Raw genomic sequence first — 16,461 nt, 5'->3', positions numbered from 1 at the left:
ACGTAACCATGACCACCTCACTCCCCCCCGTAAGGACAGTGTCATGGCCATTGCAAAGGCAGAACCTGGCATAACCCTGCCCCTTTGGTGACCCATTGATGATCCTTTCCCTGCAAGACTTCAGGGCGCCTGTTGCCCTGTTTTTCTGCCTGCTGGCCAACCACGCACCGGCCGAGGAATCGGTGCAAGGCGCAGAAGGATTTTTCGAGGGCTCGACCCTTGGCGTGCTCAGTCGAAACTTTTATCTGAACAGCGACTATCGATCCCCCTCACCGACCGGGAAAAACTACAAAGCCGAATGGGCTCAAGGTTTTATCAGCGCTTTTGAATCCGGTTTCACACCGGGCACAGTTGGTTTCGGTCTCGATGCCCATGCCTTTGTTGGATTGAAACTCGACGGTGGCAAAGGCCATTCCGGAACCGGTCTGCTGCCCGTGGGCAGTGACGGTCGTAGCGAAAGCAATTACTCCAGCGGTGGCGGCGCGATCAAGCTCAAGGCATCGAACACCACCCTGGCGTTTGGCGAAATGGAGGTCGAATCCCCGGTGTTCGATACCGCGGACAAACGCCTGCAGCCGGAGTACGCCACAGGTTTTCTGCTCAACAGCCGCGAAATCGACGGCATGAACCTGCAAGCCGGTCACTTCACGGCATTCAAGAATCAGGACAGTGCTTCAGGCAAGGGCAACTTTTTCGGTTATGGCGCCAATACCGAGGCCGGCGGCATTTCATTTGTCGGCGCTGATCTGTTTACCCAAAGCCCGGTTGGCGGCGCCCTGTATGCCTCGGATCTGACCGACACCTGGCATCAGTACTACGGCAACCTGCACTTCAAGCAGTCCGGGGTGTTCCTCGACGCCAACCTCTATCACACCAGGGACACTGGTCAGGCGCTGGCCGGCGCCATCGACAACACGGCGTACAGCCTGTCCGGTAAATACGCGCTGGGCGCCCATGGTTTCACCCTGGCGTATCAGAAAGTCGACGGTGATACGCCATTCGATTTCGTCGGTGGCGATTCCATCTACCTGGCCAACTCGATCAAGTACGCCGACTTCAACGGCGCCCACGAACGCTCCTGGCAGGTTCGTTACGACCTGGACCTGACTGCCTTCGGGATACCCGGCCTGAAGTTCATGACCCGCTACGTCACCGGTGACCAGATCGACGGCACCCATGCACCACAAGGCGGGGCCTACAACCCGTTCGACCCGGTGACCGGCGCCTACGTGCCGCAACAAGGTGCCGGGGGCAGACACTGGGAGCGCGACATCGACCTGCACTACGTCGTGCAGGCCGGGACGGCCAAGGGTTTGTCGCTGCAACTGTCCCATGTGTCGCACCGGGCGAACGCGGCCCAGGCCGGCGATGACATCGACCGGGTGTACGTGGTCATCCAGTACCCGTTGAACTTCGGACCGTTCTGAGCGGAAAGTGGCGGAAGGCAGCCGGAGTCGAACCTGCCCGGGAACGGATGCCGTCCCCAACCGGGTTTGAAGCCCGGCCGCGCCACCGGGCGCGATTGCCTTCCTTGAATGATTGCCTTTGAATCAAAGCTCATTTCGCTGGGCCAGCGCACTGTCCAGGCGAATCTGCCGACGATCACCAAAGCGCCGGGTCAGGCCGACACGGTCAAAATACTCCAGTATCTGAATGCTGCGCTTGCGCCCCAGGCCCACCGCATCACGAAACGCCGTCACCTGAATCACCGGGTTGGCGTCCGCCAGTTGCAACAGCATAGCCGCCAATCGGCGAATCATGCTGTCGGTGTAAAACAGGTCGCGTACCACCTGGTGCATCAAGCCCAGGCGCGCCATTTTGCGTAGCAATGCACGGACGGTTGCTTCGTCATGTCCCAGGTTGCGCACCCAGGGCGGGTCGAATCCGGCCTGTTCGAATTGCGGCTGCAATTGTAGCCACAGGGTTTCGTCCTCTTCGCTCAAGCGCACCTGATGTTCGGGCAGGTGCAACCACGGGCCGCTGCTGGCGATGTCGCCGCTGGTCAACAACTCGTCGAGCAGGCTGATAAACGTTGGGCGTTCCAGTGTGCTGCCGATGAATCGACGCAAGCGATCCCGGTCCGGCCCCATTTGATCCGGTTCGAGTTGATGGAAATGCGCGAGCTGATCCACTAAGGGCGCTTTCAACGATTCCCAGCGACTTGCACTGAACAGCAATGGGCCTTGACGGGTATCGATCAGGCGCACATCAGCGGGCAACACCCAACTGCTGCGCGGTCGGTTGAACTGCCGCTCCAGGCGCTGCGGATCGAGTCCGGTGTCGCTGTGGGCCAGCAACGCCGGCAAAACATCTTCCAACCCGGCACTGTTCGCCAGCGCACTCAGTTGCGCCAGACGTTCGGGGCTGCGGCGTTGCCGATCAGGGGCAAACGGATCGAGCACCCGACCGCCACCCAGGGTTCGTTGGGCACTCTGGTCACGCAGGATCAGCGGATCACCCTTCACTGCATGCACCGCTGTGTTGAGCAGCAGTTGCGCAAACATCCGTCCACCGGGCGCCAGGCTGGTGCCTTCCAGCAAGGCGACGTGCCCGGTCACGTCCTGGGTGCCGAGGTGCACGTGCACCGGTTGAAAGTGTTCGAAAGCCCGGGGTTCGCCGGCCAGCAGTTGCATGTCGATGTCCAGGCGCCGGGTAGGCGCGTACAAGCTCTCGGCCAGCAACCAGTGGCCGCGATGGATGTGTTCCAGAGCCAGCCGTTCGGCACTCAGGTTCAAGGCCACGCGCTGGCCGGCGAAAGCGTGGTCGGCAGCCTGGTTTTGCGCGTGCAGGCCGCGAATGCGCACCGGTTTGCCCTGTGGTCCCAACAGCAGGGTATCGCCCACCGCAACCTGGCCGGACAGCGCCGTGCCGGTCACCACGATACCGGCCCCGGCCACGCTGAAAGCCCGATCGATCGCCAGGCGAAAACCGCCTTCGGTGCTGCGCTGCTGTACTTCACGCTGGGCTTGCAGCAATTGTTGGCGCAGGGTTTCGATGCCCTCGCCGGTCACGCTCGACAGCGCAATCAGCGGCGCATCGGCATACGCTCCGGGCGCCAGCAAGGTACGGACCTGCTCACGCACGATCTGCACCCGGGCGCTGTCGACCCGGTCGCACTTACTGATCGCCACCAGTGCCCGAGGGATGCCCAGCAACTGGACAATCGCCAGGTGCTCGCAGGTCTGCGGCATCACCCCGTCATCGGCGGCCACCACCAGCAACACCAGATCGATGCCCTGCGCTCCGGCCAGCATGTTGTGGGTGAAGCGCTCATGGCCGGGAACGTCGATGAACCCGGTCAGCTGCGCATCCGCCTCCAGCTCGGCATACAGGTAGCCAAGGTCGATGGTCATGCCGCGCTCACGCTCTTCGCGGCGCCGGTCACCCGCCTGACCGGTCAGCGCCTGGAGCAGCGCTGTCTTGCCATGGTCGATATGCCCTGCGGTGCCGACAATCACCCTGCCCGGCCCTCCACGTGTAACTGTTCGAGTTGCGCCAGCCATGCCGGCTCGTCGTCCAGTTGCCGCAGGTCCAGCCACAGGGCGTCATCGTCGATGCGCCCCAGGACCGCAATCGGCAAGTCGCGAAAGGCTTCTTCCAGCGTCAACAGCGAGCGCCCGCGCAAGCGCTTGGACGTCAGTGGGCGCAGACACAGCGCTGCGCTGGCCAGCCTCGCCACCGGTTGGCTGCCGCTGCCGATCATGCCCAGTGCCGGCATGGCACTGACGCTCCAGCCGTCACCCAGCACTTGGGCAAGCGCCGGCCGCAAACGCTCGGCCTGGGCGAGAATCTCGGCCTGTGGCCGGGTCAACAGGCGCAGGCTCGGCAAACGCTCGGCCAGTCGGTCCGGGTTTCGGTACAAACCCAGCACCGCTTCCAGGGCCGCCAGGGTCATTTTGTCGACCCGCAGTGCCCGCTTGAGCGGGTTTTTCTTGATCCTGGCGATCAATTCCTTGCGGCCGACAATCAACCCGGCCTGTGGTCCGCCGAGCAGTTTGTCGCCACTGAAGGTGACGATGTCCGCGCCATCGAGCAGGGCCTCGCGCACCGTCGGCTCTGCCGGCAAACCCCAGCGGGTCAAGTCCAGCAGACTGCCGCTGCCGAGATCTTCGAGCAATGGCAGTCCATGTTGGTGGGCAATTTGCGCCAGTTCAGCCGTCGCCACACTCGTGGTGAAGCCTTGAATGCTGTAGTTGCTTGCATGCACGCGCATGATCAAGCCGCTGCGCGGGCCGATGGCAGTCTCGTAGTCGCGGGCATGGGTGCGGTTGGTAGTGCCGACCTCAACCAGCTTCACCCCGGCGCGGGCCATGATGTCGGGAATGCGGAAGGCACCGCCGATTTCAATGAGTTCGCCCCGGGAAATAATCCCTTCCTTGCGTGCACCCAGGCTGTTGAGGGTCAAGAGCACCGCTGCGGCATTGTTGTTGACCACGGTCACCGCTTCGGCGCCGGTCAATTCGCGGATCAAGCCTTCGATCAGGTCGTCGCGATCTCCGCGCTTGCCGCTGCGCAGGTCGAACTCGAGGTTGAGTGGATAGCGCGCGGCCATTTGCACCGCTTCAATCGCTTCCTTGGGCAACAACGCCCGGCCGAGATTGGTGTGCAAGACCGTGCCGGTGAGGTTGAACACCCGACGCACATGGCTGCGATGCTCGGTTGCCAATCGCTCGCCGACCCTGCCCGCCAGCACGTCGGCGCTGACTTCCACAGGTTCGAGCAAACCCTGCCGTACGCCTTCGCGCAGTTCCTCCAGCAATAGCCGCAAGGCACCCAGCAAGGCGTCGCGTCCATAGCGCTCGGCCAACGGCCGGCACGCGGGGTGACGCAACAAACTGTCGATGGAAGGTAGACGCAGGGGTTGGCTGGCACTGCGTGCAGACATCTGGCGCTCCTGAAAACGAATGGCCCTCGCGCCAGAGTGTAGACGCTGCGGTCATTCGTCTCCCGGCGCCAGCAACAGATTGGGTGCCAGACGCTGATAACCGTCCTGGGTCAGGCGCATGTCGAGCATCAGGCTGGACAGGTCTGCCGACAACGCTTCGGCGTCCGCATCGTTCTCCAGATAGAGCAACTTCAGATAACTGTTGCAACCGGGACAGACTTCGGCGCGCAACGGCGCCTGGTTGGCGGCATGGCGATCATCTTCAAGGCTGAGGTATTCCAGGCCCTTGCTCTGTTCGCAATACACGCATTTGACCCGCACCACATGCCACTCGCAGGCACACAGCGAGCAGACCAGATAACGCAAGCCGTTGTGCTTGCCGCGATGACGGATAACCCCGGCCATGGCCGGCGAGCCACAGGCCGGGCACTGGCTGAGGCTGTCGCCGGGAGTTAGCGCGAGGTTCGGCGTACTCAACAGCCAGTGGCTCCAGGCTGTTTGAAGCGCCGCACCGAGAAACGGCACCAGCGCCGCCGGCACCAGCGAATACTGGCCACTGACCAGCGCCACCGCCCAGGCGCGACGTTGCCCGGCACCGACCAGGCGCAAGGTGTCCACGGCATCGGCCACGGCGGATTGTGACGGTGCGCTATAGCACTGCAGCAAGGCATCGAGGTAAGGCTGCCAATCGTCTTCGCGCGCCAGGCTGTCGGCCGCGAACGGCGGCAAGCCGTGTTGCTGGCACAACTCGATGCGTTGTCGGTCAAGGGGGTCGCTTGGCGGCGGGTCGTCCAGCACCTGTTGCTGCACCCGGCACAACCCGGCGATCAGGCGCAGGTAATCGGCCATCGGGTGCCCTTCGGCCAGCGTTTCCAGGCGCTGGCCACGCAGGCTGAACAGGTTATGCGGTGGCATGTACAGAAACGGCGGCGAACTGGCCGCCGCTTCGATTTCTCCGGGTTCAAGGATGGTTGGCAAATGTCAGCCCTTTTTGGTGATCGGTCGTTTGGGCGCTTCGTCGCGGGTCTCATCTTGAGTCACTTGGCGATACCAGAGTTCGTGGTGTTTCCTGGCCCAGCCGCGGCTGACCCTGCCGTGCAACATGGCGCTGACCGAGCCCTTGATCCAGATGCCGGCATAGATATGCACGATGATGCTCAGGATCAGCACGAAACCGGCCAGCGCATGCAGCAACATCGCCCAGCGTATCGTGGTGATGCCGAAATACTCGCTGAAGTACGCACGCCAGATCACCAGCCCGCTGAACAACAGCACCAGCATGCACAGCAGTAAAGTCCAGAACAGCAGCTTCTGCCCGGGGTTGTATTTGCCGATGGGCGGGACGCCCTCCTCTTCATTTTTCATCACCCGGTCGATGCACCTTAGCCACAGGCGATCATTGGCGATGAAGTAGTTGGCGCGCCAGAAGCGAAACACCAGGCCGAGGAACAGCACGAACATCAGCACGCCCATGAACGGGTGCAGGATGCGCGTCCATGGTCCGCCGCCGAACAGGTTGCTCAGCCAGAACAGCGCCGGGTGGAACAGCGCCAGCCCGGACAATCCGGCCATGAGGAACAGAATCGCCACCAGCCAGTGATTGGTGCGCTGGTTGCTGGTGTAGCGCAGGATCGTCTTGTCGCTCATGGCCTGCCCTCCCCTCGAGGATCGAAGGTGTGCACCGATGGATCGACTTCGTGCACGGCGTTGTCCGGCGGCTCCGGATGTTCATCCTCTTCGACGATTTGCGGACCGACGCGCACGTAGTGGAAGAACCCGGCCAGCACCGCCGCGCCCATGGCCAACAGTGCCAGGGGTTTGCTGATGCCCTTCCACAGCCCTACCAACGGACTGATCGCCGGGTGATCGGGCAAGCCGGCGTACAGTCTTGGCGTATCGGCGTGGTGCAACACGTACATCACGTGGGTACCGCCAACGCCCTCGGGGTCGTACAGGCCGGCGTTTTCAAAACCCCGGCTCTTGAGGTCGACGATACGCTCGGCCGCATGTTCCTTCATGTCGTCCTTGGAGCCGAACACGATGGCACCGGTCGGGCAGGTTTTCACGCAGGCCGGCTCCAGCCCTACCGCCACCCGGTCCGAGCACAAGGTGCATTTGTAGGCCTTGTGATCCTTTTGCGAGATCCGTGGAATGTTGAACGGACACCCGGTGATGCAATAGCCGCAACCGATGCAATGATCCTGATCGAAATCGACGATGCCATTGGCGTGCTTGATGATCGCCCCCGGGCTGGGGCATGCCGCCAGGCAACCGGGCTCGGCGCAGTGCATGCAGCCATCCTTGCGGATCAGCCATTCCAGGTTACCGGCGTCGGTCTCGTGCTCGGTGAAGCGCATCAATGTCCAGGTTTCTGCGGTGAGATCCTGAGGATTGTCGTAGGTGCCATGGTTATGGCCGACCTCGTCACGCAATTCGTTCCATTCCGAGCAGGCGACCTGACAGGCCTTGCAGCCGATGCATTTGGTGGTGTCGATCAGCTTGGCGACTTCCTCCATGCCGCGCACCGAGGGCGCAGGTGTGGTGGTGGCCGAGCGGGCAATGATGTCTTGGCTGGCCATTTAGACTTTCTCCACGTTGACCAGGAATGACTTGGATTCCGGGGTCTGGGTGTTGGTCAGGTAACCGTGGCGCGTAAGGCCGGTGAACCCCCAGTGCAACGGAATGCCGATCTGGTGCACCACCTGATTGTTGACCTGCAGCGGACGAATCCGCTTGGTCACCACCGCCACCGCTTCGATGAAGCCACGCTTGCTGCTGACCCGCACCCGGTCGCCGGCGACGATGCCTTTTTCCTTGGCCAGCACTTCGCCGATTTCCACGAACTGCTCCGGTTGGGTAATCGAGTTGAGCTTGCAATGCTTGCTCCAGAAGTGGAAATGCTCGGTCAGCCGGTAACTGGTCGCGGCGTACGGGTAATCCTTGGCCACGCCGAGGGAATCCCACACCGAATCGAAGATCCGCGCCGCCGGGTTGCTGGTGGCTTTCTTGTTTTGCGGGTGCAGCGGATTGATGCCGATCGGCGTCTCGAACGGCTCGTAGTGCTCGGGGAACGGGCCTTCGTTCATCTTGTCGACGGCGAAGAATCGCGCCACGCCCTCGGGGTTCATGATGAACGGATTCATCCCCGCTTCCGGCGGCACGTCGGCCTTGTAGTCCGGCACATCGGTGCCGGCCCAGGTTTTGCCATTCCACCACACCAGGCGTTTTTTCGGATCCCACGGCTTGCCTTGCAGGTCCGCCGAGGCGCGGTTGTAAAGGATCCGCCGGTTGGCCGGCCAGGCCCAGGCCCAGCCTTGATGCTGGTGCATGCCGAACGGATCGTTGTTGTCGCGCCGCGCCATCTGGTTGCCCAGTTCAGTCCAGCTGCCACAGAAAATCCAGCAACCGGACGCCGTGCTGCCATCGTCCTTGAGCTGGCCGAACCCGGCCAGTTGCGCATTGGCCTTGATCGCCGCGCCCGTCGCGTCGGTGAAGTCCGTGGTGGCGGAGCCGTTGATTTCCTTGGCCAGTTCTTCCGGCGAAGGTTCCTCGGGGATCTTGTACGGCCACGACAGTTTGAGCATCGGGTCGGGGTATTTGCCGCCATTGGCCTGATAACGCTGACGCAGACGTATGAACAGCTCGCTCATGATGCGGATATCGGTCTGCGCTTCACCCGGTCCGTCGGCGCCCTTCCAGTGCCATTGCAGCCAGCGACTGCTGTTGACCAGCGAACCGTCCTCTTCGGCAAAGCAGGTGGTGGGCAGGCGAATGACTTCGGTCTGGATGTCGGCGCTGTTCACGTCGTTGTACGGCCCGACCTTTTGCCAGAACTCCGAGGTCTCGGTGGCCAGCGGATCCATCACCACCAGCCATTTCAGCTTGGCCAGCGCCGCCATCACCCGGTTCTTGTCGGGCAATGCGGCAATGGGGTTGAAACCCTGGCACATGTAGCCGTTGACCTTGCCCTGCCCCATCAGGTCGAACACCTTGAGGATGTCGTATTGGGGAATGTCCAGTTTCGGCAGGTAGTCGTAGGCCCAGTTGTTCTCGGCCGTGGCGTTGGCGCCGTACCAGGCTTTCATCAGGCTGACGTGGAATTTGCCGTAGTTCTGCCAGTAGGACAGTTGCCCCGGACGCAACGGCTTTTGCGTGCGCTTGACGATGTAGGCGTTGTAGTCCTGTTCGGCATCGCCGGGTAGCGTGAGGTAGCCCGGCAGTGAGTTGGACAACAGGCCCAGATCGGTCAGCCCCTGGATGTTGGAGTGCCCGCGCAAGGCGTTCACGCCGCCGCCCGGCATGCCGACGTTGCCCAGCAGCAGTTGCACCATCGCCGCGCTGCGAATCATCTGCGCGCCAATCGAGTGCTGGGTCCAGCCCAGCGCATAGAGGATGGTCATGGTCTTGCCCGGTGTCGAGCAAGTGGCGATTTCCTCCCAGATTTTTTGCATGGCATCGACGGGCATGCCACAGATCTGGCTCGCCAGTTCTTTGCTGTAGCGGCTGTAATGCTGCTTCATCAACTGATAGACGCAGCGTGGGTCCTGCAGGGTCGGGTCGACCTTGGCAAAACCGTCTTCACCGAGTTCATAGCCCCAGCCGGACTTGTCGGTGTAAAGGCGCTTGGCCGCGTCGTAGCCGCTGAAGATCCCGTCTTCGAAGCCATACCCGGCTTTGACGATGAACGACACGTCGGTGTAGTTGCGCACGTATTCGTGCTGGATCTTGTCTTCGGTCAGCAGGTAATTGATCAGCCCGCCCATGAAGGCAATGTCGGTGCCGGTGCGGATCGGCGCGTAATAGTCGGCCACCGAGGCGGTCCGGGTAAAACGCGGGTCGACCACGATCAGCCGCGCCTTGTTGTGAGCCTTGGCTTCGGTCACCCATTTGAAGCCGCACGGATGCGCTTCTGCTGCGTTGCCGCCCATCACCAGGACCAGATTCGCGTTGGCGATATCGGTCCAGGTATTGGTCATGGCACCACGGCCGTACGTCGGGGCAAGACTTGCCACCGTCGGGCCGTGTCAGACACGCGCCTGGTTATCGAACCCCAGCATGCCGAGACTGCGCACCACCTTGTGGGTGATATAGCCGGCTTCGTTGGACGCCGCCGATGCCGCGAGGAAACCGGTAGTCAGCCAGCGGTTCACCGTTTGACCCTCGGCGTTCTTCTCGATGAAATTGGCGTCGCGGTCGGCCTTCATCAGGTCAGCGACGCGATCGAGCGCTTCATCCCAGGAGACGCGGGTCCATTCGGTGCTGCCGGGTTTGCGCACCTGCGGGTATTGCAGGCGGCCGGGGCTGTGAATGAAGTCCAGCAGGCCTGCGCCTTTAGGGCAAAGGGTGCCGCGGTTGACCGGGTGGTCGGCGTCACCTTCGATGTGGATGATGTTTTGCGCGACATTCTTCGCCGTATCGCCTTGGCTGTACATGATCAAGCCGCAACCGACCGAGCAATACGGGCAGGTGTTGCGGGTTTCATGGGTGTGGGCGAGCTTGAAGTGACGCACCTGTTCGGCAAAGGCAAGCGTCGGGGCCATGCCCAACGCACCCAGGCTAGAGCCTGCAAGGCCGATGCCGGCGACCTTGAAGAACTGACGACGGCTGAGATCCATCGTGCACTCCTGATCAGGTGGAACCCGGTACATGGCCGGGCTTTTTCGAACAACCACGGTCGCGGCAGTCTGGCTGCCGACACTACAAACTGTAGTCAATGCTGTCGAATTCACCATGACAGCCGACCGTCGGCCCTCCAGACACTACCCACTGTAGGAGCGAGCTTGCTCGCGATGGTGTATCAGCTGAGTGAGTGTCGACTGACACTCCATCGCGAGCAAGCTCGCTCCTACAGGGGGTTGGCGCTTATCATGGCGCCATAACCAACCTGCCGTTACGAGACCCCGCATGACTTTCGATTTTGATCAGGTGTTCGACCGCCACAACACCGGCAGCACCAAGTGGAGCCGCTACCCCGCCGATGTGTTGCCGATGTGGGTCGCCGACATGGATTTCGCCGCGCCGCCGATGATCATCCAGGCCCTGCAAAAACGACTGGAACACCCGATGGTCGGCTACAGCGTGGCCCAGGATGACCTGCGCGAGGCAATCGTTGCCGACCTCTGGAACAAGTACGCCTGGCGCGTCGAGCCCCAGGAGCTGATTTTCCTGCCGGGCGTCGAGTCCGGCTTCAACATGGCACTGAAGGCACTGGTGCAGGCGCCACAGAATGTTGTTGTGCAGGTGCCGAACTACCCACCGCTGCGTCATGCGCCCGGGCATTGGGGGCTGAACAAGGTCGAACTGAATTTCGATGCGCAAGCCGACGGCACCTACACCACGCCGCTGGATACCCTGAGCCAATCGCTGCAAGGTGGTGGCGCACTGCTGCTGAGCAACCCGCATAACCCGCTGGGCAAGGCCTTCCCCCGGGCAGAGCTGCAAGCCATTGCCGACATTTGCCTTGAGCATGATGCCTGGATCATTTCCGACGAGATCCACGCCGAGTTGTGCTTCGACGGCCGCCAGCACATTCCGATGGCGACCCTGAGCCCGAAGGTCGCCCAGCGCACCATCACCTTGATGTCGGCGAGCAAGGCCTACAACATCGCCGGCCTGAAGACCTCCTTCATGATCATCCAGGACCGCCACCTGCGCGAGAAGGTCAACCACGCCCGTTGCGGCATGGTCGACAGCGTCAATCCGCTGGGCATGGAAGCCACCCGCGTCGCCTACAGCGAAGCCGCGCCATGGCTCGCCGAGCTGAAGGTCTACCTGCAAGGCAACCGGGATTACCTGGCCGAGGCCGTACACACCCGCCTGCCGGGCATCACCATGAACCTGCCGCAAAGCACCTACCTGGCGTGGCTCGACTGCACGGCACTGGGGCTGGACGACCCGCAGCAGTTTTTCCTCGAACAGGCCAAGGTGGGTTTGAGCGCCGGCCTGGACTTCGGCAATGGCTGCAAACAGTTCGTGCGCCTGAACTTCGGCTGCCCACGGTCGCTGCTGGAGGAAGGCATTGCGCGGATGGAGCGCAGTTTGCGCCATCTCAAGGCCTGACCCGCCCCTCTAGCCATACCTATTCCCTTGTGAGAGTGAGCCTGCTCGCGATGGCGTCCTGTCAGTCGGCAATGTGTTGCCTGACACGGCGCTATCGCGAGCAGTCTCACTCCTGCAGGTAATAATTGAACCGATGCAGCCCTTCAATGCTCAACAGCCTATAGCCCTGCACTGACGGTTGTTTCGGGATCTAAGCCATGAGTTTCGTTGCCTGGGTGGCGGTGTTGGGCGCGGTGTTGCTGACCCTGGCACTGACTTCGTCGTACCTGCGCTGGATGCCGGTCACCACTTCGGCGGTGTGCCTGGCCCTGGGCATCGCCATCGGGCCGGCTGGCCTGGGTATGCTCAGGCTGGATATCAAGGAGGCGGCGTTCTGGATCGAGCACCTGACGGAAGTCGCGGTGCTGTTTTCATTGTTTGTCTGCGGGCTCAAGCTGCGACCTCCTCTTCGTGATCGCCGATGGCGAGTGGCGTTCGTCCTGGCGGGACCGGTGATGGTGCTGACCATTGTCGGCGTCTGCCTGCTGCTGCATTTCGCTTTCGGACTGGCGTGGGGGCCGTCGCTGCTGATCGGGGCGATACTGGCTCCGACCGATCCGGTCCTGGCCTCGCTGGTTCAGGTCAATGACGCCAAGGATGATGATCCGGTGCGGTTCGGGCTCTCGGGCGAGGCGGGACTGAACGACGGAATCGCTTTTCCGTTCGTGATTCTGGGACTGTTGTTTTTGCAGCAAAACGGCAGCTTTGGCAGCGGTCTGGATGACTGGTTTTTCAAGCGCCTGTTGTGGGGCGTGCCCGCCGGACTGCTGACCGGTTACTGGATGGGGCGCGGTATTGGTCACCTGACGTTGTTCATGCGCATCAAGAATGCCGATAGCACGTTTTCCCCCAATGACTACCTTGCCCTGGCCTTGATCGCACTGGCTTACGTCGTGGCCGAAACCATCGGCGGCTACGGGTTCCTCTCGGTGTTTGCCGCCGGCCTGGGCTTGCGCCGGGCCGAGGTCAGGACAAGCAGTGACGCCCACACACCGGCCGAACACCTGGTTCAAGCGGTGGTCGGTCATCAGCATGTCGAACCCGAGGCGGCCGTGCTCGGCAATGTGGAGCACCTGGAAGACACGCAAGTCGCCGCCGGGATCATGATGGGCGACATGCTGTCGTTCGGCAGCCTGGTGGAACGGGCCATGGAAGTTTTTCTGGTCACCTTGCTCGGTATTGTGCTGATCGCGCACTGGGACTGGCGGGCGTTGCTGGTCGCGTTGGTGCTGTTCGGGATGATTCGCCCGCTGACGGTCTGGCTGATGCCATGGGGTTCGCTGCTCAATGGCCCGCAACGCTGGTTGATTGGCTGGTTCGGAATTCGCGGCATCGGGAGTTTCTACTACCTTTTCTATGCCTTGAACCACGGTCTGCTGCCCTCAGTGGCAACGGTGTGTGCCGACCTGACGCTCTCGGTGGTCGCCCTGAGCATTCTGGTCCACGGCATCAGCACCCAGCCGATGCTTGCCCGCTATGAACGGCATAACCGCCGCGTCACTTCATCGCCAAGGCAATGACTTCCACCAGGTTGAGCTGGGTAAAGGGTTTCGACAAACGAGGTAGACGCGCGGCAATGCCTTCCAGGCGTTCGGCAAAACCGGTGGCGAGGATGATCGGCACGCTCGGTCGCATGAGCCTGATGGCGTTGGCCAGTTGCGCGCCACTCATCTGTGGCATGGCCATGTCGGTGATCACCAGATCGATACCCGGTTCACTGCCGAACAGCTCCAGCGCCCTGGCTCCGGAAGGCGCACTGATGACCCGGTGCCCGAGGTCCTCGAGCAGCAGACTGGTGCTGGTCAACACCAGACTGTCATCGTCCACCACCAGTACGCACAGGCGGGGCACTTCCACGGTCTGCGTTTGCGCTACAGGCTCAGCCACCGAACCCCGGGTGGCAACCGGCAACCACAACTCGGCCGTCGTACCCTGATCCTTGTTGCTTTTGAGGATGAAGCGCCCACCCAATTGCTCGATAAAACCGTGGACCATCGATAACCCCAGGCCCGTACCTTTACCGACGCCCTTGGTGGTAAAAAAGGGGTCCATCGCCGAGGCCAGCGTGGTTTCATCCATGCCCTCGCCGGTATCGGCAATGTTCAGGCAGACATAACGCCCCGCGGCCAGGGATGAGGCGCCGCCGGTGACCTCCTCGGTCCTGGCACTGAAGATGATGGTCCCGCCGTGGGGCATGGCGTCGCGGGCGTTGGTCGCCAGGTTCAGTACGGCCAGTTCCAGTTGATTGATGTCCGCCATCACCGGTTCAAGATCCCCGGGAAAGCGTGTTTCGACTTTCACCGAAGGCCCCAGGGAGCTGCGCAATAGCCCGGAAATGCCTTCCACCAACGCCGGTATCCGCACAGGTACCGACTTGAGCTCCTGGCGTCGGGCAAACGCCAGCATGCGCTGGGTCAGGGATACACCGCGCAAGGCACCTTGGGTGGCGTTGTCGATCAGGCGGGTTATTTTGGGGTCATCCGTCACCCGTTTGCGCACGATTTCCAGATTGCCGAGGATCACCGTCAGCAGGTTGTTGAAGTCGTGGGCGATCCCGCCGCTGAGCTGGCCGATGGCCTGCATTTTCTGCGCCTGGAACAAGGCCTCACGGGTTTGCTCCAGCGCCTGCTGCGCCTGGGTGACTTCAGTGATGTCCCGGGTGATCTTGGCAAAACCGAGCAATGTGCCGGTGTCGCCCCAGATCGGGTCGACGATGACATGGGCGAGGAACCGCGTACCATCCTTGCGCATCCTCCAGCCCTTGTTTTCAAAGCGCCCTTCACGAACGGCGATATCCAGCGTCCGTTGTGGCTCGCGGGCATCGCGATCCTCCGGGGTGTAGAACATCGAAAAATGCTGGCCAATGACCTCTTCCGGCAAGTAACCCTTGATGCGCTGGGCGCCGGGGTTCCAGTTGCTCACCCGGCCGTCCGGGGAAAGCATGTAGATCGCATAGTCGGTAACGCTCTGCACCAGCAGGCGAAACTGCTGCTCGCTTTGCTTGAGGACTTCCTCGGCCATTTTGCGATCGGTCAGGTCCCGGGTGATCTTGGCGAATCCGAGCAACGTGCCCGACGGGTCGAAGATCGGATCAATGACCACATGGCACCAGAAATGTGTGCCGTCCTTGCGCACCCGCCAGCCTTCGCCCTCGAAACGCCCTTCACGAATCGCCGTGTCCAGTGCCCGCTGGGGCAAGCCGGCACGGCGATCGTCATCGGTGTAGAAGCGCGAGAAATGCTGACCGAGGATCTCGGCTTCCTCGTAGCCCTTGAAACGCCTGGCGCCGGCGTTCCAGCTGGTAATGATGCCGTCGGGATCAATCATGTAGATCGCATAGTCGATCACTGCATCGATCAACAGGCGAAAGCGATTGTCCTCAACGGTACTCGGCCTGTTTCGATCCTCGCTCATTGAGTTCTCGCGTCATGATTGTTTTTCTGGAGTATGAGACAAACTGCCAATTTGGAAAGCCATGACCCCGGCAGTTTGCTTCATAGCCTGCAATCCCGGCTTAGCGATACACGTATTTGGTGATATAGGAGTAAAGGTCGTTGTAGACGAAACCGGGAACCTGTTTGTCATATTTGCTGGTTTTAAGCAGCTGCAGATGACATTCCATGACCATCTCGTCACGCTCCTCCATCGAATAGACGGACCTTCTGAGGATAGTGTCATAGGCGCTGTACGCATATGGCTGCAACGTTGAAACTTCGTTCAGATTCCCATTTGAGTCCAGGGTATAGGTGCTGTGAGCACGCAGTACCCGTTCGCTCAGCGTGCCCAGACCGCGCTCGTACAAGAAGATTTGCGAGCCACTCACTGTCTTTGCGATGAACTCGAACGCAACGAGAACCGCAGGGGCGTTACTGATGCTCGACTCGAGTCTCGAATAGCTGACAAACCGTTCCATCTCCTGCTTTTCCAGGCTGGAGAATGCTCTTTTGATGCTGGACAGATGGGCGAACGCGTGATTGCAGCCCACGACATGGACTTCGAGTTGATAACCGGGTACAAATTTTGCCAATCCGGCAAAACCGATGTCATCGAACGAGCACTCCATGATGATGTTGCATCTTTGAGAAAGCGCGTTGGCGAAGATTTTCTCACCGAGCTCCCTGGCAAACGCTTCTGTATGTTCGTAGGCGTGCAAAACGCCGAGCTTGATCATGTCGGCGTAATGCGGGTGTTTTTTTCGATATTCAGGCAGGTACAGTCGAATGTAGTTCCCGTAATTCCCGGATGGCAGCAAGCTTTTTTCCAACAAGTAAGTCTTGCCCGAGCCCTCCACTCCGGCGGTGATCAGCAACTTTGGGATCGCTTCAGCAGTTTTGCCGACGAAGAGCGCAGGGAAGATTTCGTCGAACGCCTTGATCACGTCGTCTGAGGAATAGTTGTATTTCGGTGCTTCTGACATACCTTGATTTCCTTATCAAAGAATTGGGTTGTGATATCTAGCCTTTCCAATAAAGCGTGCT

At 61.1% G+C, this 16,461-nt stretch carries 11 protein-coding genes and 1 tRNA gene; 3 read left to right on the top strand and 9 right to left on the bottom strand.

The window, feature by feature from the left end; genetic code table 11:
* Positions 1 to 98 precede the first annotated feature (98 nt).
* Positions 99 to 1,427, top strand: coding sequence for an OprD family porin (locus tag KW840_RS14365; protein ID WP_218495822.1), 1,329 nt, complete (start codon positions 99 to 101; stop codon positions 1,425 to 1,427).
* Between the two features lie 8 nt (positions 1,428 to 1,435).
* On the opposite strand, the gene KW840_RS14360 is transcribed toward KW840_RS14365, so the two are convergent.
* The 7 genes from KW840_RS14360 to fdnG all read right to left on the bottom strand — a co-directional run bounded on the left by KW840_RS14360 (position 1,436) and on the right by fdnG (position 10,500).
* Positions 1,436 to 1,531, bottom strand: a tRNA-Sec gene (locus tag KW840_RS14360).
* 19 nt (positions 1,532 to 1,550) lie between these two features.
* Positions 1,551 to 3,458, bottom strand: coding sequence for a selenocysteine-specific translation elongation factor (gene selB / locus KW840_RS14355; RefSeq protein ID WP_218495820.1), 1,908 nt, complete (start codon positions 3,456 to 3,458; stop codon positions 1,551 to 1,553).
* Positions 3,455 to 4,885, bottom strand: a complete 1,431-nt coding sequence (gene selA, locus KW840_RS14350) for an L-seryl-tRNA(Sec) selenium transferase (RefSeq protein WP_218495818.1) — start codon at positions 4,883 to 4,885, stop codon at positions 3,455 to 3,457. The genes selB and selA overlap by 4 nt, the downstream gene beginning before the upstream one ends.
* Before the next feature lie 51 nt (positions 4,886 to 4,936).
* On the bottom strand, positions 4,937 to 5,863 hold the full coding sequence (gene fdhE / locus KW840_RS14345) for a formate dehydrogenase accessory protein FdhE (protein WP_057714813.1): 927 nt from the start codon (positions 5,861 to 5,863) through the stop codon (positions 4,937 to 4,939).
* Between the two features lie 3 nt (positions 5,864 to 5,866).
* Complete coding sequence (locus KW840_RS14340) at positions 5,867 to 6,532, bottom strand: formate dehydrogenase subunit gamma (RefSeq protein WP_218495815.1); 666 nt, start codon at positions 6,530 to 6,532, stop codon at positions 5,867 to 5,869.
* Positions 6,529 to 7,464 (bottom strand): formate dehydrogenase subunit beta, encoded by a 936-nt coding sequence (gene fdxH, locus KW840_RS14335; protein ID WP_057714811.1) that lies wholly within the window; start codon positions 7,462 to 7,464, stop codon positions 6,529 to 6,531. The genes KW840_RS14340 and fdxH overlap by 4 nt, the downstream gene beginning before the upstream one ends.
* Positions 7,465 to 10,500, bottom strand: a complete 3,036-nt coding sequence (gene fdnG, locus KW840_RS14330) for a formate dehydrogenase-N subunit alpha (protein WP_218495813.1) — start codon at positions 10,498 to 10,500, stop codon at positions 7,465 to 7,467.
* Positions 10,501 to 10,789: 289 nt separating this feature from the next.
* Here fdnG and KW840_RS14325 point away from each other — a divergent pair, with 289 nt between their 5' ends.
* Positions 10,790 to 11,944, top strand: a complete 1,155-nt coding sequence (locus tag KW840_RS14325; RefSeq protein ID WP_218495811.1) for a MalY/PatB family protein — start codon at positions 10,790 to 10,792, stop codon at positions 11,942 to 11,944.
* 197 nt (positions 11,945 to 12,141) lie between these two features.
* Positions 12,142 to 13,503: a sodium:proton antiporter gene (locus tag KW840_RS14320; protein ID WP_218495806.1), complete on the top strand. Its 1,362-nt coding sequence runs from the start codon at positions 12,142 to 12,144 to the stop codon at positions 13,501 to 13,503.
* Here the strand turns inward: KW840_RS14320 and KW840_RS14315 are convergent.
* Both KW840_RS14315 and KW840_RS14310 read right to left on the bottom strand, forming a co-directional pair.
* Positions 13,481 to 15,397, bottom strand: a complete 1,917-nt coding sequence (locus KW840_RS14315; protein ID WP_218495805.1) for a PAS domain-containing sensor histidine kinase — start codon at positions 15,395 to 15,397, stop codon at positions 13,481 to 13,483. The genes KW840_RS14320 and KW840_RS14315 overlap by 23 nt on opposite strands.
* A gap of 100 nt (positions 15,398 to 15,497) precedes the next feature.
* Positions 15,498 to 16,400 carry a zeta toxin family protein gene (locus tag KW840_RS14310; RefSeq protein WP_218495803.1) on the bottom strand — a complete coding sequence of 301 codons (903 nt, stop codon included), beginning with the start codon at positions 16,398 to 16,400 and terminating at the stop codon, positions 15,498 to 15,500.
* Positions 16,401 to 16,461: the final 61 nt, after the last annotated feature.

Origin of the sequence: Pseudomonas sp. PDM30, from assembly GCF_019218985.1 — a bacterium.
GTDB classification, from domain to species: domain Bacteria; phylum Pseudomonadota; class Gammaproteobacteria; order Pseudomonadales; family Pseudomonadaceae; genus Aquipseudomonas; species Aquipseudomonas jessenii.
The sequence above is the reverse complement of the archived record's forward strand: the minus strand, read 5'-3'. Positions and strand labels throughout refer to the sequence as shown.

Bases quoted from the DNA above. Each gene is read 5' to 3' on its own strand.
- KW840_RS14365 (WP_218495822.1), top strand. From the start codon at position 99: ATGATCCTTTCCCTGCAAGACTTCAGGGCGCCTGTTGCCCTGTTTTTC.
- selA (WP_218495818.1), bottom strand. From the start codon at position 4,885: ATGTCTGCACGCAGTGCCAGCCAACCCCTGCGTCTACCTTCCATCGAC.
- KW840_RS14340 (WP_218495815.1), bottom strand. From the start codon at position 6,532: ATGAGCGACAAGACGATCCTGCGCTACACCAGCAACCAGCGCACCAAT.
- fdxH (WP_057714811.1), bottom strand. From the start codon at position 7,464: ATGGCCAGCCAAGACATCATTGCCCGCTCGGCCACCACCACACCTGCG.
- KW840_RS14325 (WP_218495811.1), top strand. From the start codon at position 10,790: ATGACTTTCGATTTTGATCAGGTGTTCGACCGCCACAACACCGGCAGC.
- KW840_RS14320 (WP_218495806.1), top strand. From the start codon at position 12,142: ATGAGTTTCGTTGCCTGGGTGGCGGTGTTGGGCGCGGTGTTGCTGACC.
- KW840_RS14315 (WP_218495805.1), bottom strand. From the start codon at position 15,397: ATGAGCGAGGATCGAAACAGGCCGAGTACCGTTGAGGACAATCGCTTT.
- KW840_RS14310 (WP_218495803.1), bottom strand. From the start codon at position 16,400: ATGTCAGAAGCACCGAAATACAACTATTCCTCAGACGACGTGATCAAG.